This window comes from Kitasatospora sp. NPDC023385, assembly GCF_055664045.1.
On record NZ_JBVOOL010000026.1, the window covers coordinates 44,598 to 63,807 of the forward strand.

The following is a 19,210-nucleotide window of genomic DNA, read 5'->3' on the forward strand; positions in this document are numbered from 1 at the left end:
GGCACCCCGGCGGTCCGGGCCCGGCGCCCGTACCCCTACGCGGCCTCGGACGACGGCTCCCCGGAGGCGGTCGCGATCACCTCGTCCAGCACCTCGCGCGAGCGCAGCAGGTCGTCGATCATCCGGTCGATCCGCTCGCGCTCGGCGGTGAGTTCCTCGACCAGCAGGGGGGTCGCGACCTCGCTGGGGCTGCCGTCGGAGTCCCGCATGCAGGGGAGGATCTTGTAGATGGTGCGGCTGTGCAGTCCGGCCGCGAACAGCTCCTGGATGTGCACGACGCGGTCGACCGCCGCTTCCGGGTACTCCCGGTGGCCGCCCTCGGTGCGGCGGGCGACCAGCAGTCCCTGCTGCTCGTAGTAGCGCAGCGAGCGCTCGCTCACGCCCGTCCGCCGGGCCAGTTCGCCGATCCGCATGCGGTCCACCCCGTCCACCCCGTCCACCCCGTCTACCCCGTTCACGCGTTCACCCGTCCACCCGGTCCGGGACCGGCGTCGCGGCCCGGGCCTCGAACCCGCCGTCGATGCTAGTTTCCACGGTTCCGGCATGGCGATGCACGGGTCGGGTAACACAGCGACGCGCGGCCGCGCCCGGCCGGGGGCGACGCGCGGGGCCCTGCCGCTCATGCCATGATCCCTGCATGGCTTCCAACGTTTTCTTCGACATCACGATCAACGACGAGCCGGCCGGCCGGATCGTCTTCAAGCTGTACGACGAGGTCGTCCCGAAGACCGCCCGCAACTTCCGCGAGCTGGCCACCGGCCAGAACGGCTTCGGCTTCGAGGGCTCCGGCTTCCACCGCGTGATCCCGTCCTTCATGCTGCAGGGTGGTGACTTCACCAACCACAACGGCACCGGCGGCAAGAGCATCTACGGCGAGAAGTTCGCGGACGAGAACTTCCAGCTCAAGCACGACCGCCCGGGTCTGCTCTCGATGGCGAACGCCGGCCGCAACACCAACGGCTCGCAGTTCTTCATCACCACGGTCGTCACCGACTGGCTGGACGGCAAGCACGTCGTCTTCGGCGAGGTCGTCGAGGGCATGGACGTGGTGAAGAAGGTCGAGTCGCTCGGCTCGCAGAGCGGCCGCACCTCGGCCAAGATCAGCATCGCCAAGTCCGGCGTGGTGGAGTAGTCGCCGCTGCCCCTGGCACGCGTACCGCCCCGGAGTGGAGAGTCGGCCCGGCCGACTTCCTGCTCCGGGGCGGTGGCATTTCCGGCGGCCGGCTCATCGGCACCGCCCCCGACGGCACCCGTACCGGGCGACTGGTCGCGGGAGGGGCAGGGTAGCCGGGCGGGCGATCGTCCGGACCGGAAGCGCGCAATCACCCCGCACCTCGCCGACCCCGCCCTAGGCTCTCCACGGACGCGGCCGAAGCCGCGGTCCGACTCGACTTTCCGGCAAGGTGGTTCACCGATGATCGAGCAGAGTGCCGACGACGGCGAGGTGACGTACGAGCAGGTGACGGTGGTCTCCCTGGACTCCTGCGAGCCGGTCGGCCCGGCGCGGTTCGCGGTCCGCGTCGTCCGCGAGGGCATGACCGTCAAGCGGGTGGCGGGCTACTGGGTGCGCTGGGACGAGCGGTGGGGCGGGGAGGAGGTCCGCCACCACGCCCGCTGGGTGGGCGACGAGGAGTACGTCCGGCCGGACACCGGCAGTGTGGACGGCACGCTCGCCGTGACGGTCGCCGCCTCCTGGGGGGACGGCGTCCGCGCCTTCTCCCGCCGCCTGGGCACGGAGACCGTGGTGACCTTCCTGCCCGGCGAGACCGAGCACGAACTCGTGTTGGAACAGGCCGCCCCGCACCGCCCGGCCGCCCTGTCGGTGCAGCTGGCGCACGCCCGCTGGCTGGGCGGCGACCGGCAGCCGATCCACTACGGCTACTCGGGCGCCACCGAGGCCGGGGACGGCGAGGGGGAGTGGCTGGTCCGCTTCCCGGAGTGCGGTACGGGCCTGCTGCCGTCCGCCGGCCAGGCCGACGCGGGGTAGCCCGAAACCGACCGGCCCGACGCTCGCGTCTGCGGATCAGTCGCGTCTGCCGGTCACTTGATGTCGGGCACCGCGGTGTCGTTCTTGAAGGCGTCGAAGAGCTGCTTGGCCTTGTTGCCGTCCCACAGCACCGCGGATTCGCCGGTCTTGGTCCGGTAGTCGGGGTTGCCGATCGGCACGGTCAGCGACTTGCCGCTGCCGCCGTTGACGTCCTTCATGGCGAGGAAGAGCGAGCCGAGGTCGGTCAGTCCGCAGTCGTCGTCCACGATCAGGGTGCCGAGCGCGGAGTCGACGAGCGGGTAGAAGGTGAACGGGTCGAGCAGGTTGCCCGGGGAGGCGGCCTGGTGGGCGAGGGCGCCGAGGAACTTCTGCTGGTTGCGCATCCGGCCGAGGTCCTGGTCGGCCATCTGGTGGCGCTGGCGGACGAACGCCAGGGCCTGCTTGCCGGTGAGGGTCTGGTCGCCGGCCTGGAGGTCGAGGCCGGAGTCCTTGTCCTTGACGGGCTGGTCGATCTTCATCTCGACGCCGCCGATGGAGTCGACGATGCCGACGAAGCCGGCGAAGCCGATCTCGGCGTAGTGGTCGATGCGGATGCCGGTGTTGAGCTCGACGGTCTGGACGAGCAGGCGTCCGCCGCCGGCGCCGAAGGCCGAGTTGATCTTCGCGGTGGTGCCCTTGACCGGCTTGCCGTTGCTGCCGGCGTGCTCGGGGATCGGCACCCAGGAGTCGCGCGGGATGCTCATCAGGGTGTTCCCGTTGTCCCCGACGTGCAGGATCATCATCGAGTCGCTGCGCTTGCCCTCGGTGTCGTGCCCGGTGTGCAGGTCGTCCTGTTCGGAGTCGGTGAGGCCCTGGCGGCTGTCGGAGCCGACGATCAGCCAGTTGGTGCCCTTGCCCGCGGCCGGCCGGCCGGGGTAGTCGGCGAGCACGTTCTCGTGGTTGAGCTTGGAGTCCGCCCAGAACCAGGTGGAGACGGCGGTCACCATGACGGCGATCAGCAGCCCGAAGACCGACCACTTGACGATCCGCCGCCGGGGCCAGCGCCTGGCCTGCGGGCGGGCCGGCCGGGCGTCGCCCAGACCACCGGGACCACCGGAACCACCGGGACCACCGGAACCGCCCGGACCGCCGGGGCCGCCCGGACCCGCGGGGCCACTGGGGCCACTGGGGCCGCCAGGGCCGCCGGGGCGGACGCCGGGCGCGCCGGCCCCCTGCTGCGGGACGCCGCCGAGCCGGGACGGACCCGGCTGTCCCGGCTGCTGCGGCGTGGCCGCCCCGGCCCCACGCGGGTTCAGCGAGGCCGGCAGCGGCGGCTCGCCCGCCGCGCCGCCTCCGCCGCCTCCGCCGTACGGGTTCCCGCCGCCCCCCGGGCGGCCTTCCTGCCACGTGTTCATGCCGTCGAGGATGCCCGACCCCGGTCGTGCTGACTCCCCCCGGGGGCTTCACCAGGCCTCTTGTAGCAGTTTTGATGCACGCACCGGATCGTTCCGCCGTAACGTCCGGACATCCCGCGTTCCGGCGGCCGAAACGTTTCTTGACCGGCTCGAACACAGCGTGTTTGCATTCCAGGCATGGATCAGCGTTGGGCACTCACGCGTCGGCGGCACGTCGACCTGCGGCGTGGTGTGGCCTGTTCGCTCTGTCGCGGCTGACGCGCGCCCGTCGGATCCCCGCACGTCCCCGGACGTCGCGCCCCTGCCGGGCCCCGGCAACCCCCACCGCAGCGCTCCCCGCGCTGTGCAGCGCCGCCCCGCTTCCAGCCAGAGGTGAACCCATGGCCGTCGTCCTGTCCGTTTCCGGCTCCCCGTCCGCGACCTCCCGCACCACCCGCCTGCTGCGCCACGTCGACGCGCGGCTGGCGGAGCGCGGCCACCACGTCGTCCCCTTCGAGGCCCGCAGCCTGCCCGCGCACGCACTGCTGTCGGGCGACTTCGACCACCCGGGGATCGTCGCCGTCACCGAGCTGTTCGCCCAGGCCGACGGCGTCGTCATCGGCACCCCCGTCTACAAGGCCGCCTACTCGGGCCTGCTCAAGGCCCTGCTGGACGTGCTCCCGCAGTACGCGCTCGCGGACAAGGTCGTCCTGCCGCTGGCCACCGGCGGCTCGCCCGCGCACGTCCTCGCGGTGGACTACGCGCTGCGCCCGGTGCTCAGCTCGATGGGCGCCGGCCACATCACCCAGGGCTGGTTCGTGCTCGACCGTCACGTGACCGCCCGGGAGGACGGCACGACCGTGCTGGAGAGCGGCACCGAAACCCTGCTGTCCCCGGTCGTGGAGGGCTTCGCCACCGCGCTGGAACGGCTGTCCGCACCGGCACTGACCGGCTGAGGGCATCGGCGTCGCGGCCCGTGCGCGGACATCCCCGAGGCGGGCCGCGGCCGACCCCTAGGGGAAGACGCGTCGCACCCCGTAGAACCCTGGTTGAGCGGCTTCATTCCGGCGGATGACGAGCCGTCCGCCGTCCACTCCTAACGTGGTTCACGCATCCCCACCCGTCAGGAAGCGGCCCCGGTTCCGTCGGGTCCGGTGGCCAGGCCCACCGGGATGGGCCCCGCGAGGCCGGGGGCCGACGGGTGGGCATCTTCCTTAGGAGACTCCAGTGACGACGGCCGCAGCCGTGTACGAACCCCAGCTTCCCGGCGGAGCCTCCGCCGTCGCGGCTTCGGCCCGTCAGGTCACCAAGGCGTACGGCTCGGGCGAGACCAGGGTCACCGCGCTCGACGCGGTCGACGTCGACATCCAGCGCGGCCGGTTCACCGCGATCATGGGCCCCTCGGGCTCCGGCAAGTCGACCCTGATGCACTGCCTGGCCGGGCTCGACACGGTCAGCGCCGGGCGGATCCGGATCGGCGACACCGAGATCACCGGCCTCAGGGACAAGCAGCTGACCAGACTGCGCCGGGACCGGATCGGCTTCGTCTTCCAGGCGTTCAACCTGCTGCCGACCCTGACCGCGCTGGAGAACATCACGCTGCCGATGGACATCGCGGGCCGCACGCCCGACCAGGCCTGGCTGGACCAGGTGGTGGAGACCGTCGGCCTGGCCGACCGGCTCAAGCACCGCCCGGCCCAGCTCTCCGGCGGCCAGCAGCAGCGCGTCGCGGTGGCCCGGGCGCTGGCCGCCCGCCCCGAGATCATCTTCGGTGACGAGCCCACCGGGAACCTGGACTCCCGGGCCGGCGCCGAGGTGCTCACGTTCCTGCGCCGCTCGGTGGACGAACTGGGCCAGACGGTGGTGATGGTGACCCACGACCCGGTCGCCGCCGGCTACGCGGACCGCGTGCTCTTCCTCGCCGACGGCGTGATCGTCGACGAGATGCACGCCCCGACCGCCGACTCGGTCCTCGAACGCATGCGCCGTTTCGACGGCAAGCGGACCAGCTGAGCGACGGAACGACCGCGCGGACCGACCCGGCGCCGGGGGGCGTCGGGCCGGTGATCGGGGGAGCGGGGGGCAAGGGGGGCCGGGGTGCTGTGCGCACCCGGCCCCCTACGGCGTCGCGCGCCCCGTGCGGGACCGGGGCTCCCCTGCCCCCCGTCCAGCCCACGGAGGGCTGGGATGATCGTCCGATGTTCCCCTCGGACGCCCCGCCCCTGCCCAGCGCCGCGCCCCTCACCACCGCGGCCGCCGCCCGCTGGCGCGCCGCCCGTACGGCCTGGCGGCTGGACAGCCGCTGGCTCGCCCTCGCCCCGGTGGCGTTCGCGGTCCTGGCGACCGCCGTGGAGCCCGCCGCCGGCCGGTGCAACGCGCAGGGCATCTGCCACGACACCTGGGGTTCGTCGCTGGCCGGCTGGGCGGCGCTGGCCGAGGTGGTCCTGCTGGCCGCCCGGGTGCGGGTCCGGGCGCTGGTCCCGCCCGTGGTCCTGGCCCTGCTCTGGTACCTCCCGGACGGGCTGGTCACCCCGCTCGCCCGCTGGTCGGCCGTCCTGCTCCACCTGCTGCTCACCGCCGTGCTGCTGGGCGCCGAGGCCGGCCGCCGCCGGGCCCGCCAGCAACTGGACGAGCTGATGGCCCCGCCCGCCCCCTTCCCGTGGACGGCCGCCGGAGCGCCCGCGCCCGTCCTTCGCGACGGCCCGCCCGTGCTGCGCCGCGCCCTCGGCGCCCTGCTGCTCACCGTCGCCGCGGCCTTCCCGCTGTACGGGCTCTGGGCGCAGGCCCAGACCGCGTCCGCCGCCGAGCGGGCCACCCGGGTGACCGGCACCGCCGGCGCGACCGACCGCGGCGGCGCGCTGACCGTCCGCTTCCAGCCGCCCGGCGGCGGCCCCGAGCGCACCGCCGCCCTGGACCTCTGGTGGCAGCGGCGGCCGCAGCCCGGCGAGCGCGTCCCGCTGCTGGTCGACGGCGACTCCGTGCGCGCCCTGGGCGACGAGTACGACGTCTCCGGCCAGCTGACCTTCGGCGGCCTGCTCGCCCTGCCCGGCCTGATCCTGCTGGGCTCGGCCGCCGCGGCGGGCGTCCGCCGCACCCGGCCCGCCTTCGAGGGCCACGCCCCCGCGCTCGCCGTCCGGGTCCGCGCCGACGCCCGCGGCGACCTGCTGGTCCAGCCGCTGGACGGCCCGCCGGACGGGCCCGGGCTCTGGCGCCTGGTCGAGCGCGAGCGCTACCGCTGGGCCCGCCACGGCGCCCCCGACGGGGACGGGCCGGCCTGGGTGCCCGAGCACCTGGAGACCGACGACGAGCGCGTCGACTACCCCGACCCGGTGCTCCGGTGCGACGAGGACGCCGTGGACGACATGGACGACATGGACGACGAGGGGGCGGACGAGGAGCTCCTGGACCGTGCGACCCCCGCGGAGGCCGCCGCCTGGCTGGTGCACGCCGGCCGCAGCGTGCCCGCCGTGCTGTACCGCGGCCCCGACGGCCCGGACGGCCAACTCCTCGTCCGCCCCGGCCTGTTGGACGGCGATCCGTACTGGGTGGCGGCCGTGGTCGCCCCCGCGGCCCGGGCCCCGCGGCTCGGCCGGCGCGCCGAGCTCTACCGCGAGCGCGAGCTCGCCGTCGCCGCGCTGACCGCCGAGACGCTGGCCGCCGCCCCCGAGGCGGGGCCGGACACCGAGCCGGTGCCCGCCGGCCGCTGGGAGATGCCGCTGCCGCTGCGGGCGGCGGCCGGGCCGGCGGCGGCGCTGCTGGTCGCCGGCGCCGTCGTGCTGCTCGGCGACGACGGCTGGTGGGAGGGGCTGCTGCGCCCGCTCTGGATCGGCACGATGGCGATCCTCGCCTGCGCCCAGACGCTGTCCTGGCAGCTGGTGGCCGACCGGGACGGCCTGCGGGTCGCCACGGCGCTGCGCCTGCGCAGCTACCGGTGGGCGGAGATCAGCGCTGCGGCGGTGCACCGGAACCTGCTCACCATCCGGCTGCGCGGCGGCCGGGAGTTCTCCTTCGCGAGCCGCCCGGCGGTCTGGCTGGCCGGCCGCTTCGGCGACCGGTACGACCCGGTGGCGCTGGCCCGGACCGTCGCCACCGCCGCCCACCGCCCCGACCTGCGCCCGGCGCGTGCCCTGCCGGACCGGCTGGGCGGCCCGCAGCACCTGGTGAACCGGCTCGCCCTGCTCGGCTACGCGGTGTTCACGGTGGCCCACTACGCACTCTGAATCCGCCCCGGACCCACACCGGATCCACCCGAGCCGGGCCCGCCCCACCAGGGCGGGGCGGTGTTCTTGATCACAGAGCCACCGGAGGGCCGCGAGGTGCGCTCCGGCGGCCGAACCGGGACGAGACGGAGGCGCGTCCGCACCGGTACGGTTGGCCCCGATGAACACCAAGGCTGCTGAGGAGCTGCCGGCTGTTTCCGTGATCATGCCGGTGCTCAATGAGGAACGTCACCTGCGCACGGCGGTCCGCCGCATCCTGGACCAGGAGTACCCCGGCCCGATGGAGGTGGTGATCGCCCTCGGCCCGTCGACCGACCGCACCGATGAGATCGCGGCCGAGCTGGCGACCGAGGACCCGCGGGTGCGGACGGTGGGCAACCCCACCGGCCGGACGCCCGCCGGGCTGAACGCCGCGATCCGGGGCTCCCGCCACCCGATAGTGGTGCGCGTGGACGGCCACGGCCTGCTGACCCCCGGCTACATCGTGACCGCGGTCCGGCTGCTCGGCGAGATGGAGGCGGCCAACGTCGGCGGCATCATGCACGCCGAGGGCGAGACCGACTGGGAGCACGCGGTCGCCGCCGCGATGACCTCCAGGATCGGCGTCGGCAACGCGGCCTTCCACACCGGCGGCATGGCCGGACCGGCGGACACCGTCTACCTCGGGGTGTTCCGGCGGGAGGTGCTGGAGAAGCTCGGCGGCTACAACGAGGAGTTCATCCGCGCCCAGGACTGGGAGCTCAACTACCGGATCCGCCAGGACGGCGGCCTGGTCTGGTTCACCCCCCAGCTCAAGGTGACGTACCGGCCCCGGCCCTCGGTGCGGGCGCTGGCCAAGCAGTACAAGGACTACGGCCGCTGGCGCCGGGTGGTCACCCGCTACCACCGGGGCTCGGTCAACCTGCGCTACCTCGCCCCGCCGACCGCCCTGGTGGCGGTCACCCTCGGGCTGGTGCTCGGCGCCGCCGTCCACCCGGCCTTCCTCGCCGTGCCCGCCGCCTACCTGCTGGGCATCGTCGGCGGCGCCGTGGCCGAGGGCCGCGGTCTGTCGTTCAAGGCGCGGGCGATGCTGCCGGTGGCGTTCGCGACCATGCACCTCAGCTGGGGCTTCGGCTTCCTCACCTCGCCGCGCTCGCTGGCGCGCAGGGTGATCGGCAGCATCGGCCCGTCCCCGAAGGACGTGCTCTCGAAGACGGGCTGACGCGCGGGGCCGTGCTCCCGGAGCCGGCCCGACGCGTCCGCCCGCCGTCGCCCGCCCGCTGTCGTCCGTTCGCCCGCTCCCGCCCGCCTGCGCCGCCCGCTATCGTCGGCGCGCATGGGGACAGTCGAGGGTGTGGCCCGGATCGAGCCGAGTGCGGACGTCGACGAGCGGGCCGTGATCGGCGCCGGGACGACGGTGTGGCACCTCGCCCAGGTCCGCGAGGACGCGGTGGTCGGCGCGGACTGCGTGATCGGCCGCGGCGCCTACGTCGGCCCGGGCGTGCGGATCGGGGACGGGGTCAAGCTGCAGAACCACGCGCTGGTGTACGAGCCGGCCGTGGTCGAGGACGGGGTGTTCGTCGGCCCGGCCGCCGTCCTCACCAACGACCGCTACCCGCGCGCGGTCACCCCGGACGGCCGCCCGAAGGGCCGACTCGACTGGCACGCCGAAGGTGTGACGCTACGTCATGGCTGCTCGATCGGCGGCCGCGCGGTGCTGGTCGCCGGGGTGACGGTCGGCCGCTGGGCCCTGGTCGCGGCCGGCGCCGTGGTGCACCGGGACGTCCCGGACTTCGCCCTGGTCGCCGGTGTCCCGGCCCGCCGGATCGGCTGGGTCGGCCGCGCCGGCGAGCCGCTGCAGGCCGCCGGGGGCGGCCACTGGCGGTGCCCCCGGACCGGCGAGCGGTACCGCGAGACGGACGGAACCCTCGTACTGGGCTAGCTACTTGGCGCAGACGTCGGTGTCGTCCGCCTGCACCCGCTGGAGGTCCTCGGGCGCCTCGGTCGGCGCCGCCGCCGGGGTGGTGGGCGCGGCCAGGACGTCCTTGCCGAGCACCAGCAGCAGCCCGCCCTTCGGGTCCGTCCTCGCGCCCGGCCGGACGGCGTCGCCCGGCAGCGCGAGCGCGGCGGCCAGCGCGCCGGCCGCGGCCTCCTGCCCGGCCGGGTAGGACACCGTGGTGGCCGCCGCGACCGGTGCGTCGCTGCCGACCGCGGCCAGGGCGAAGCCCTTCGCCTTGAGCCGGTCCACGGTCGGCCCGGACTGCCCGCGCTTGCCGCTGCCGTTGCGCACCGTCACCTGGACACCCTTGGTGTCCACCGCCGGAGCGGTGGCGCTCGGCGTCTCGGCTGCGGGTGCCGGTGCGGGCGCGGCCGGGCCGGAGCCCACGGGCGCGGACGGGGTGGCGGTCCCGGTCAGCGAGCGGTCGCCCGCGATCATCGCGAACAGCTGTCCGGCGTCCGGCTGCTTGAGGACCAGCCGGTTGACGTCCTTGGGGTCGTCCAGGACGGGCACGGTGGTGAAGGTGATGTTCTTGGTGTCCACCGTGCTGATGTCCAGCGCGAGGTCCTTGAGCTTGTCCACGCTGCCGATGCCGGAATCCACGGTGAGCGCCTTGGTGGCCGCGTCCGCGAGCTTGTAGAGCTTGGTCGGGCTGGTCAGGGTGTCGTCGCTCTTGATCTTGCGGATCATCGCGCTGATGAACTGCTGCTGCAGCGGGATCCGGGTGAGGTCGCCGCCCTGCCCGACCGCGTGCCGGGTGCGGACGAAGGCCAGCGCCTCCTCGCCCTGGACGACGTGCCGGCCCTTGGCCATCTTGAGGTGGGAGCCCTCGTCGTCGATGTCCTTGGCCGCGCAGACCTCGACCCCGCCGACCGCGGTGGAGAGGGTCTTCACCGCCTGGAAGTTCACCTGCACGAAGTGGTCGACCCGGATGCCCGTGGCCTTCTCGATGGTCTTCCAGGTGCAGCCCGCGTCGCGCCCGTCCTGGCCGAGGCTCTTGTTGAACATGTCCCGCGCCGAGCCCGGGATCCGCTTCCCCTGCGGGGTCTGGCATTCCGGGATCGGCACCATCAGGTCGCGCGGGAGGCTGACCACCGTCGCGTTGGACCGGTCCTTGGCGATGTGGAAGAGCAGCGTGGTGTCGGCGTGCCCGGTGCTGCCCTCGTCGCCGTACTCGCGCCCGAGCCCCTCCCGGCTGTCGGTGCCGATCACCAGGACGTTCAGCGCGTCCCCGGCGGCCCGGGGGCGCTGCGCCTCGTCGCCCAGCTGGACCTTGACGGAGGTCAGGTTGTCGTTGAAGTGCCGGTACAGGTAGTACGCCCCGCCGCAGCCCGCGACCATGACCAGGGCGCCCGTCCCGGCCGTCCACTTGAGCACCCGCCGGCGCCGGTGCCGCTTGGCGAGGGCGGCCGCCCGGCGGCGGGTGTCACCGCGGCCCTCCCCGGCCGGGGCCGCGGGCGCCTCGGCGGCCCGGCGGCTGTGCTGTCGCGGGACACCCGGAGCCGGCTCCACCCGGTACCGGCCGGTTTCCGGTTGCTCCTCGTGCACGGGGATTCCCTACGTTCGACCGGTCACGGATCCGGCCCACCCGTACGGACGGGCCGATCCGGACACAGTAGACGAGCCGCACGAAGGAATTGTTAAGGGTGTGATCTCTGCCATGTTCGAACAAAACGCAGGCAAACTCCGTTGAATGGCGCCCATTTTCGAAAGCGCCCGCGCCGACCTGCGGCCCGGCCCGCCCGGCCCGCCCGGCCCCATCCGGCCCGCCCGGCCCCGCTCAGGGCTGCGCGCAGGCGTCCACGTCGGCGGTGCGTCCCTCGAAGGTGGGAGAGGCACCCGCCGAGGGTGACGCCGCCACCGCCGCCATCGCCGCCTCGGCCGACCCGGCGCTCGGGCTCGGACTCGGACCGGCGCCACCCCCGCCCGCCTCCGCGCTCGGCGAGGGCGCCGACCCGGGCGGCCGGACCGCGACCGACCGGTCGTCCCGCAGCGCCGTGAACAGCTGGGTGGTCTGCGGCTGCACGAACTCGTCCCGGTCCGAGTCGTAGCGGTACGGGCGGCGCGGCGCGGTCAGGAAGACCACGCTCGCCGTGGGGATGCCGCGCAGGTCCTGGGTGAGGTCGTACAGCGCGCCGAGCGAGGACAGCCCGCCGTCCGCCCGGACGGACGAGGTCGCCGCGTCCAGCACCGGCCACAGCCGGGCCGGGTTCAGCAGCACCCCCTGCGACTCCACCTTGCGGATCAGCGCGGCCAGGAACTGCTGCTGACGGCCCATCCGCTGGGTGTCGCTGCCGTCGCCCAGGCTCTCCCTGGCCCGGACGTAGCCGAGCGCCTGCTCGCCGTGCAGGGTCTGCCGGCCGGCGGCCAGGTCGAGCCTGGCGTCCTTGTCGTGGATGGGCTGCGGCACGCACACCTCGACCCCGCCGATCGCGTCCACCATCGTCTTGAAGCCGTTGAAGTCGAGGATCACGTAGTGGTCGATCCGGATCCCGCTCAGCTGCTCGACGGTGCGGATCGAGCAGGCCGGGCCGCCCGTCTCGAAGGCCGCGTTGAACTGTGCCAGCCCCGGCTTGCTGCGGGTGCCGTCCGGCTTCTCGCAGGCCGGGACGGTGACCATGACGTCGCGCGGGACGGAGACCGCCGTCGCGTGCCGACGGTCGGCCGACAGGTGCAGCAGGATCGTGGTGTCCGAGCGCTGGGTGCCGGCCTCGCCGCCGTAGGCGCCGTTCGCGCCGGAGCGGTCGTCGCTGCCGATCAGCAGGATGTTCTCGGCGCCCTGCGCGCCGGCGGTGCGGCTGGGCCGTTCGGCTTCCAGCTTGGCGAGCAGCCGGTCGGTGGCCGAATCGGTCCGGATGTTGCCGTCCAGGTGGCGGTAGGCGATCCAGAGCAGCGCCCCGGTGGCGACCAGCAGGAACGCGACGGCGCCGGCGGTGATCATCAGCCACCGCCGGCGCCTGCGCGGGCGTCCGGTCCCGCTCGGGGGACCGTCCGTCGGGGGACCGTCCGTCGGAGGGACGGCGGTCGGGGGGTGCTCGGTGTCGTCCTCGGCCATGGCGGGGATCCCTACCCGCCGGGCCCGCGCCGGGGGTTACCCGAGGCGCAGTGTCACCCGTTCGGACTCGACCCGCTTCTCCCACTGCCCGGCGTCCAGCCCCTGCGAGTTGCGGCACAGCACCACCGAGGCGCCGGCCGCCAGCGGCGCCAGCAGGCCGGCCTCCAGGCCCGCCCAGTCGTCGTACGAGAGGGCGGACAGCACCCGGTCACCGGGCTTCAGGCCGAGGCGGGCGGCACCCTCGCGGGCCAGCGCGACGGTCTGCTCGCCCGTCAGCTTCAGCGTCAGCCCGTCCACCGCCGTCTCCAGCGCCTGCCCGTCCGGGGCGACGGGGGAGTACGGCGCGAAGCGGTCGCCCTGGCCGGGCACCTCGGCGGCGTAGTCGAGGAAGCCGTCCGGGCGTTGCGGGAAGCGGCCGCCGAGCGGGCGCAGGGCGAGCGCGACCCGCTCGCCCTCGCAGGCCTGGGCGGCGGACAGCCCGTCCGGGCCGCTGACCACCAGGTCGGCGGCGGCCGGGTCGCCGCCCGGCACCGCCGTCACCCCGACCGACCAGCAGGCGAGCAGCCAGACGGCGCTCTGCCAGTGGGCGGGCAGCAGCAGCGCGGCCCGGTCGCCAGGGCCGGCGTTCAGCTCGTCCTGGAGGAGGTTGGCGGTCTTGGCCACCCAGTTGTCGAAGGTCCGGGCGGACAGCTCCACCCGTTCGCCGGTGGCGTCGTCGTAGAAGGTGACCAGCGGGGCCGCGGGATCGACCGAAGGGGTGCCGCCGCGCAGGAATGCGTGCAGCAGCTCGACGGGGGTGCGGGCATCGGCAGCGAAAGGCGCAGTCATGGTGCGCCCCAGCCTACGGCCTTCGGGTGGGAGGCCGGGAGGGGTGGCCGAACGGGTGCGGGGCGGCGTGGCGAGTGGTCCGGTTTGCGGAGACGATCCGGTTTATGCGCCTTTCACTACCGACCGCCCTGCCGGCCGCCCTGCTCGCCGGCTGCACCGCCGTCCTGCTCCTCCAGCCCGCCTCCGTCGCCTCGGTGGCCTCCGCCGTCGACCCGCCCGGCTCCGAGCGCCGCGACTTCGCCGGCGGCGGCTCGACCACCTCGCTGCGGCTCGTCGCCGGCCGCCTCGCCACCGGGCCCGGCCCCGGCCTCGCCCCGCGCGCCACCCGCCCGTTCGAGCTCCTGGGCATCGGCTGGGACGGCCCGGCCGACGCGCTCGCCGGCGCCGTCGTCCGGGTCCGCACCCGGGACGCCGCCACCGGCCGCTGGGGAGGCTGGCACCTGCTGGAGACCGACGGCGGGGACGGCCCCGACCACGCGCCGCACGGCGCCACCGCACCCCTGTGGACCGGCCGCAGCGACGGCGTCGCCGTCGACGTCCGGCCCGGCCCGGCCGGACCGCCGCCCGGACTGCGGCTCGACCTCGTGGACCCGGGCCGGGGCGTCGCCGCACCGGCCGACCGGGCCCGGCCCGCCGCACCCGCCGCACCCGCCGACGGCCACCAGGCCCCGCGCCCGGCCATCGTCACCCGGGCCGGCTGGGGCGCCGACGAGTCGCTGCGCGACCAGTCCTTCGAGTACACCGGCCCGGTCCGCGAGGTCTTCGTCCACCACACCGTCACCGCCACGGACTACGCCTGCGACGACGCACCCCGGGTGATCCGGGCGATCTACCAGTACCACGTCAAGACCAGCGGCTGGCGCGACATCGGCTACAACTTCCTGGTCGACCGCTGCGGCACGGTCTACGAGGGCCGCGCGGGCGGCGTCGACCTGCCCGTCCACGGCGCCCACACCCTCGGCTTCAACACCGACTCCAGCGGCGTCGCCGCGATCGGCACCTTCGTCAACGACCAGCCGTCCCAGCCTCTCCTCGACGGTCTCGCCGCCATCGCCGCCTGGAAGCTCGGCCTCACCGGCCAACCCGCCGACGGCCGCACCAAGTTGACCTCCGCCTCCGACGCCAGCCGCTACCCCAAGGGCACCGTCGTCGACTTCGACGCCGTCTCCGGCCACCGCGACGGCGTCAACACCGAATGCCCCGGCGGCGCGCTCTACGCCATGCTCCCCGCCATCCGCACGGCAGCGGCCCGCCTCCAGACCACCTGACACCCCGCGTCCCCGCGCCCCACCCGGGGCGCGGGGAACTGCGCTCAGGGAAGGGCGACTTGGGCCCCCGCGCTCCATGTCGCTCACCCCGCGGCGCTCACCCCACGCCCTGCCCCCGCTCCGCCAACCCCCGCAGCTCCGCCGTCAGCCCCGCCCCCAGGTCCGGCCGGAGGTCGAAGCGCGCCGGGGTGCTCTGCATCAGCGCGATCCGCCACCCCGCCCCCGCGTTCACCGCGATCACCGTCTGCACCGCGTTGAGCCCCGGGTCCGGCTCCTGCGCGCCGTCCGGCACCATCCCCGCGACGGGCGCCAGCTGCGCCGCCCCCGCCCCCAGCGCCCGCACCCGCCGCACCGCGGCCACGTACCGGGGCGTCGCGTGGTCCGCGAAGATCCGCCCCAGTCCGGGGGCGATCGCCGACCGCCCCCGGTGCCCGGTCCCGTCGAAGCCGATCACCTCCCCGTCGGTCGCGAACGGCCCGGCGAAGGCCGATCCGTCCCGCTGGTTCCACCCCTCCAGCACCCGGCGGTACAGCCCCCGCACCGCGATCTCGTCCTCGGAGGACAGCTCCGGCAGCCGCGTATCGTTCATATCCTCATGGTCGGCGACGGTGGCGAAGGAGGCGACGGCAGTGACGGGCGGGACGAGCGGTGCGGGCAGCGGCTCGGTACGGCGCTGGCGGCCGGGCTTCCCCCTGGATGCGGCCCGGACCCTGCTGCCGCTGCGCCGAGGCCCCGCCGACCCGGCGTACCGCACCACCGGCGACGGCGCCGTCTGGCGCGCCTCCCGCACCCCGGCGGGCGTCGGCACCCTGCGGGTGCTGCCGCACCCCGGGGCGGGCGAGATCGAGGCGACGGCCTGGGGCCCGGGCGCGGACTGGCTGCTCGACCGCCTCCCCGCCCTGCTGGGCGCGGAGGACGAGCCGCGGGCGCTGGTGCTGCCGCCCGGCCCGCTGCGGGACGCCCAGCGCCGTACCTCGGCAGTCCGGCTGGTCCGGACCGGCCTGGTGCTGGAGTCCCTGGTCCCGGCGGTCCTGGAGCAGAAGGTCACCACCGACGAGGCGTACCGGGCGTGGCGCATCCTGCTGCGGGACTTCGGCACCCCGGCGCCCGGCCCGGCCGACGGGCTGCGGGTGGCGCCGTCGGCCCGCGAGTGGGCGCTGATACCGAGCTGGGAGTGGCACCGGGCGGGCGTGGACCCCAAGCGTTCGGCGACCGTCCTGCGGGCCGTCCGGTTGGCGCCGCGCCTGGAGGAGGCCTCCGCGATGGGCCACGAGGAGGCGTTCGCCCGCCTCACCGCCGTCCCGGGCATCGGGATCTGGACGGCGGCCGAGACCCTGCAGCGCAGCAACGGCGACCCGGACGCGGTCTCGGTCGGCGACTTCCACCTGCCCAACCTGGTCGGCTGGGCCCTGGCCGGCCGCCCCCGCAGCGACGACGCCCAGATGCTCGCCCTGCTGGAGCCCTACCGCCCGCACCGCCACCGGATCTGCCGCCTCCTGCTGGCCACCGCCGGCCACGCCCCCCGCTACGGCCCCCGCCTCACCCCCAACGACCACCGCCACCGCTGAGCCGATCCCCCCGCGGTGTACGCGCCGATGTGTACGCTTGAGGCATGGCTGACGCAATGAACATCCGTGAAGCCCGGGCCCACCTCGCCGAGGTGGTCAGCCGGGCGGAGGCCGGCGAGATCACCGTGATCACGCGCAAGGGCGAGCGGGTCGGAGCGGTCGTGCCGATCGAGGTCCTCGATGCCATCGAGGACGCAGAGGACGAGCTTCTCGCCCGTGAGGCGAGGAAGCACCTGGACGAACCGGTTGTCACCATGGCCGAGCTGCTGGCGGATCTGTTCGGATCGCCCGAGGACTCCGCCGGGAGCGCGGCGTGAAGTACGCCTTCGGCTTCACCCCGCACGCCCGGCGCCAGATGCGTGCGATCGGTCGGCTCGAGGCGATGCGCATCCTCACCGCACTCACCGCGCTGGGGGACGACCCGTTCGCCGCCGGGCCCGACGTCAAGAAGCTGACCGGTGACGATGACCTCTACCGGCTCCGGGTGGGCGACTTCCGCGTGGTCTACCAGGTGCGCGGCGATGTGCTGCTGATCCTCGTCGTGCACGTCGGCAACCGCCGCGACGTCTACCGCAACCTCTGATCGGCTACCGCACCTCGATGAAGGCGTCGGCGCTGCGTTCCGGCCGCTCCCGCGGGGCCTCGGCGGGGCGGCCGACGGCGACGGCGCCCATCGGATCCCAGCTGTCGGGCAGGTCCAGGGCGGCGCGGACGGTGTCGCGGCAGAACATGGTGGACGAGACCCAGGCGGAGCCGTAGCCCTCGCCGGTGAGGGCGACCAGCAGGTTCTGCACGGCGGCGCCGGCGGCGACGGTGAACATCTCCCGCTCGGCGGTGGCGCGCCGGGTGTCGGGGTAGTCGTGGGAGCCGTCCAGCACCCGGCAGGGCACCACCAGGTACGGCGCGTCGCGCAGGACGTCGCCGCGGGCGGTGCGGCGGGCGATCCGGGCCTCGTCCCAGCCGTCGAGGTCGCGCAGGTCGCGCCGCCAGGCGTCGAGCATCGCGTCGAGCAGCCGGGTGCGGGTGCCGGCCGACTCCAGCAGGACGAACCGCCACGGTGTGGTGTGGTGCGGGGCGGGCGCGGTGACGGCGGCCGCGACGGCGCGGCGGACGGCGGCCGGGTCGACCGGTTCGGCGGTGAAGGAGCGGACGGTGCGCCGCAGGGTGACGGCCTGTCGCAGCGCCTCGGAGGTGCCGAGCCGGAACATGTCGTCGGCGGACGGCCGGATCAGTGGCCGGGCGCCTTCGCCGTCGTCGGCGGTGACCAGGTGCCCGAGTCCGCGGACGACCGCCACCGGGACGCCGGTGGCCTTGCCCTTCACCAGGTCGGCGGCGGCGGCGAGTTCGTCGGCGGTCGCGGTGACGGTCATCGCGAGTTCGTTGCCGTGGCCGTCGGTGCGGCCGCGGTGGTCCTCCAGGACGTGGAGCCCGGCGGCGCCGATCGCCACGTCGGTGAGCCCGTTGCGCCAGGGCCGTCCGAAGGTGTCGGTGACGACGACGGCGAGTCGGCGGCCGGTGAGCTGCTGCAGCCGGGCCCGCAGCGCGCGGGCCGAGGCGTCCGGGTCCTCGGGCAGCAGCAGGACGGTGCCGGGGGCGGTGTTGGAGGCGTCGACCCCGGCGGCGGCCAGGACGAAGCCGTTGCGGTTCTCCACGATCCGGGTCGGTCCCCGCCGGGCGACCAGCCGGACGGTCTCGGCGTCGATCGCGGCCTCGCGGTCGGCGGCGTGCAGCAGCCGGCCTTCGGCCTTGCTGACGATCTTCGAGGTGACGAGCAGGATGTCGCCGTCCTGGTACGTGCCCGCCTTGGCGATGAGTTCGCCGAGGTCGGATCCGGCCTCGACCTCGGGGATCCCCGCGACCCCCAGGACCTCCAGTGCGGCCGTCACCTGCGGACCTGCTCCGCCAGCGCCAGCGCCGCCCGGGCCATCTCGGCGGTGGCCTCGACGTCGGTCATCAGGAGCGGGACGGCCCGGCAGGCGATCCCGCCGGCTTCGACGGCGGCCACCGAGGCCTGGTCGGCGGTGTCGACCAGCCACCCGTCGATCAGGCCCGCCGCTGGCCCGCCGCCGGCACCGCCGTCCGGGGTGCTTCGCTGCGCGGACCGGCTGCCGTAGTGCAGTGCGACCGCCTCCGCGGTCGTCTCGACGCCGACGGCGGCGAGCACCTTGTCGGCCATGCCGCGCACCGGCGCGCCGCCGATGATCGGGGAGAGTCCGACGACCGGCGCCGGGGCGGCGGCGACGGCCTCCCGGATGCCGGGGACGGCGAGGATGGTGCCGATCGAGACGACCGGGTTGGACGGCGGGAAGAGGATGACGTCGGCGTCGGCGATCGCCTCCAGCACGCCGGGTGCGGGCTTCGCCGTGTCCGCGCCGACCGGGACGATCGCCTCGGCGTCGACGGCGGCGTGCAGCCTGACCCAGTACTCCTGGAAGTGGACGGCCCGGGTGCCCTGCTCGTCGGTGATCCGCACGTGCGTCTCGACCCGGTCGTCGCTCATCGGCAGCAGCCGCACGCCGGGCTGCCAGCGCACGCACAGCGCCTCGGTGACCTGGCTGAGGCTGTACCCGGCGGTGAGCATCTGGCTGCGGACGAGGTGGGTGGCGAAGTCACGGTCGCCGAGCCCGAACCACTCGGGGCCGACGCCGTACTCCTTCATCTCGGCTTTGATCGACCAGGTCTCGTCGGTCCGGCCCCAGCCTTGTTCCTCGTGGATGCCGCCGCCGAGGGTGTACATCACGGTGTCGAGGTCGGGACAGACCTTGAGGCCGTAGAGGTGGATGTCGTCGCCGGTGTTGCCGATGACGGTGATCTCGTCCTGCGGTCCGACGGCCGCCCGGAGTCCGCGCAGGAAGCGCGCTCCGCCGATTCCGCCTGCCAGTGCCACGATGCGCATGGGGTTCATCCTGCCACGGCCCGACTGCCCGTCAGCC

At 74.7% G+C, this 19,210-nt stretch carries 19 protein-coding genes; 11 read left to right on the forward strand and 8 right to left on the reverse strand.

The annotated features are described in order from the left end of the window. Window positions 1–35: 35 nt before the first annotated feature. Window positions 36–413: a MerR family transcriptional regulator gene (locus AC0B61_RS30080; protein ID WP_471744584.1), complete on the reverse strand. Its 378-nt coding sequence runs from the start codon at window positions 411–413 to the stop codon at window positions 36–38. Window positions 414–637: 224 nt separating this feature from the next. Here AC0B61_RS30080 and AC0B61_RS30085 point away from each other — a divergent pair, with 224 nt between their 5' ends. Continuing rightward, window positions 638–1,132 (forward strand): peptidylprolyl isomerase, encoded by a 495-nt coding sequence (locus AC0B61_RS30085; protein WP_471744520.1) that lies wholly within the window; start codon window positions 638–640, stop codon window positions 1,130–1,132. A gap of 282 nt (window positions 1,133–1,414) precedes the next feature. Beyond that, the gene (locus tag AC0B61_RS30090; protein ID WP_471744521.1) at window positions 1,415–1,987 is read left to right on the forward strand and encodes a hypothetical protein; all 573 of its coding nucleotides are present in this window, start codon (window positions 1,415–1,417) and stop codon (window positions 1,985–1,987) included. 53 nt (window positions 1,988–2,040) lie between these two features. On the opposite strand, the gene AC0B61_RS30095 is transcribed toward AC0B61_RS30090, so the two are convergent. After that, window positions 2,041–3,381 carry an LCP family protein gene (locus AC0B61_RS30095; protein ID WP_471744523.1) on the reverse strand — a complete coding sequence of 447 codons (1,341 nt, stop codon included), beginning with the start codon at window positions 3,379–3,381 and terminating at the stop codon, window positions 2,041–2,043. 380 nt (window positions 3,382–3,761) lie between these two features. On the opposite strand from AC0B61_RS30095, the gene ssuE reads away from it, so the two are divergent. The 5 genes from ssuE to AC0B61_RS30120 all read left to right on the forward strand — a co-directional run bounded on the left by ssuE (window position 3,762) and on the right by AC0B61_RS30120 (window position 9,501). Then, window positions 3,762–4,316: an NADPH-dependent FMN reductase gene (gene ssuE / locus AC0B61_RS30100; protein WP_471744525.1), complete on the forward strand. Its 555-nt coding sequence runs from the start codon at window positions 3,762–3,764 to the stop codon at window positions 4,314–4,316. A gap of 271 nt (window positions 4,317–4,587) precedes the next feature. Continuing rightward, window positions 4,588–5,373, forward strand: a complete 786-nt coding sequence (locus tag AC0B61_RS30105) for an ABC transporter ATP-binding protein (RefSeq protein ID WP_471744527.1) — start codon at window positions 4,588–4,590, stop codon at window positions 5,371–5,373. 185 nt (window positions 5,374–5,558) lie between these two features. Further along, window positions 5,559–7,580 (forward strand): hypothetical protein, encoded by a 2,022-nt coding sequence (locus AC0B61_RS30110; protein WP_471744529.1) that lies wholly within the window; start codon window positions 5,559–5,561, stop codon window positions 7,578–7,580. 160 nt (window positions 7,581–7,740) lie between these two features. Beyond that, complete coding sequence (locus AC0B61_RS30115) at window positions 7,741–8,781, forward strand: glycosyltransferase family 2 protein (RefSeq protein ID WP_471744531.1); 1,041 nt, start codon at window positions 7,741–7,743, stop codon at window positions 8,779–8,781. A 114-nt stretch (window positions 8,782–8,895) separates the two neighbouring features. Then, window positions 8,896–9,501, forward strand: coding sequence for an acyltransferase (locus AC0B61_RS30120; protein ID WP_471744533.1), 606 nt, complete (start codon window positions 8,896–8,898; stop codon window positions 9,499–9,501). Here AC0B61_RS30120 and AC0B61_RS30125 read toward each other — a convergent pair whose 3' ends face one another. The 3 genes from AC0B61_RS30125 to AC0B61_RS30135 form a co-directional block, all read right to left on the reverse strand. After that, window positions 9,502–11,106, reverse strand: coding sequence for an LCP family protein (locus AC0B61_RS30125; RefSeq protein WP_471744535.1), 1,605 nt, complete (start codon window positions 11,104–11,106; stop codon window positions 9,502–9,504). Window positions 11,107–11,338: 232 nt separating this feature from the next. Further along, a complete protein-coding gene (locus tag AC0B61_RS30130; protein WP_471744537.1) occupies window positions 11,339–12,499 on the reverse strand; it encodes an LCP family protein in 1,161 nt (386 codons plus the stop codon). A 150-nt stretch (window positions 12,500–12,649) separates the two neighbouring features. Then, a complete protein-coding gene (locus AC0B61_RS30135) occupies window positions 12,650–13,441 on the reverse strand; it encodes a TIGR03089 family protein (RefSeq protein ID WP_471744539.1) in 792 nt (263 codons plus the stop codon). A 104-nt stretch (window positions 13,442–13,545) separates the two neighbouring features. Here AC0B61_RS30135 and AC0B61_RS30140 point away from each other — a divergent pair, with 104 nt between their 5' ends. Beyond that, complete coding sequence (locus AC0B61_RS30140; protein ID WP_471744541.1) at window positions 13,546–14,709, forward strand: peptidoglycan recognition protein family protein; 1,164 nt, start codon at window positions 13,546–13,548, stop codon at window positions 14,707–14,709. A gap of 97 nt (window positions 14,710–14,806) precedes the next feature. Here AC0B61_RS30140 and AC0B61_RS30145 read toward each other — a convergent pair whose 3' ends face one another. After that, on the reverse strand, window positions 14,807–15,298 hold the full coding sequence (locus AC0B61_RS30145; RefSeq protein WP_471744542.1) for an SgcJ/EcaC family oxidoreductase: 492 nt from the start codon (window positions 15,296–15,298) through the stop codon (window positions 14,807–14,809). Between the two features lie 40 nt (window positions 15,299–15,338). On the opposite strand from AC0B61_RS30145, the gene AC0B61_RS30150 reads away from it, so the two are divergent. Genes AC0B61_RS30150 through AC0B61_RS30160 form a run of 3 tightly spaced genes read left to right on the forward strand, consistent with a single transcriptional unit; the run spans window position 15,339 to window position 16,860 of the window. After that, window positions 15,339–16,277 (forward strand): DNA-3-methyladenine glycosylase family protein, encoded by a 939-nt coding sequence (locus tag AC0B61_RS30150; RefSeq protein ID WP_471744544.1) that lies wholly within the window; start codon window positions 15,339–15,341, stop codon window positions 16,275–16,277. Between the two features lie 44 nt (window positions 16,278–16,321). Beyond that, the gene (locus AC0B61_RS30155; protein ID WP_471744546.1) at window positions 16,322–16,594 is read left to right on the forward strand and encodes a type II toxin-antitoxin system Phd/YefM family antitoxin; all 273 of its coding nucleotides are present in this window, start codon (window positions 16,322–16,324) and stop codon (window positions 16,592–16,594) included. Continuing rightward, window positions 16,591–16,860 carry a type II toxin-antitoxin system RelE family toxin gene (locus AC0B61_RS30160; protein ID WP_471744548.1) on the forward strand — a complete coding sequence of 90 codons (270 nt, stop codon included), beginning with the start codon at window positions 16,591–16,593 and terminating at the stop codon, window positions 16,858–16,860. Before AC0B61_RS30155 ends, AC0B61_RS30160 begins: the two co-directional genes overlap by 4 nt. Window positions 16,861–16,864: 4 nt before the next feature. Here the strand turns inward: AC0B61_RS30160 and AC0B61_RS30165 are convergent, their stop codons facing one another. Both AC0B61_RS30165 and cofD read right to left on the reverse strand, forming a co-directional pair. Beyond that, window positions 16,865–18,163 carry a coenzyme F420-0:L-glutamate ligase gene (locus tag AC0B61_RS30165; protein ID WP_471744549.1) on the reverse strand — a complete coding sequence of 433 codons (1,299 nt, stop codon included), beginning with the start codon at window positions 18,161–18,163 and terminating at the stop codon, window positions 16,865–16,867. Further along, the gene (gene cofD / locus AC0B61_RS30170; protein WP_471744551.1) at window positions 18,160–19,173 is read right to left on the reverse strand and encodes a 2-phospho-L-lactate transferase; all 1,014 of its coding nucleotides are present in this window, start codon (window positions 19,171–19,173) and stop codon (window positions 18,160–18,162) included. Before cofD ends, AC0B61_RS30165 begins: the two co-directional genes overlap by 4 nt. Window positions 19,174–19,210: the final 37 nt, after the last annotated feature.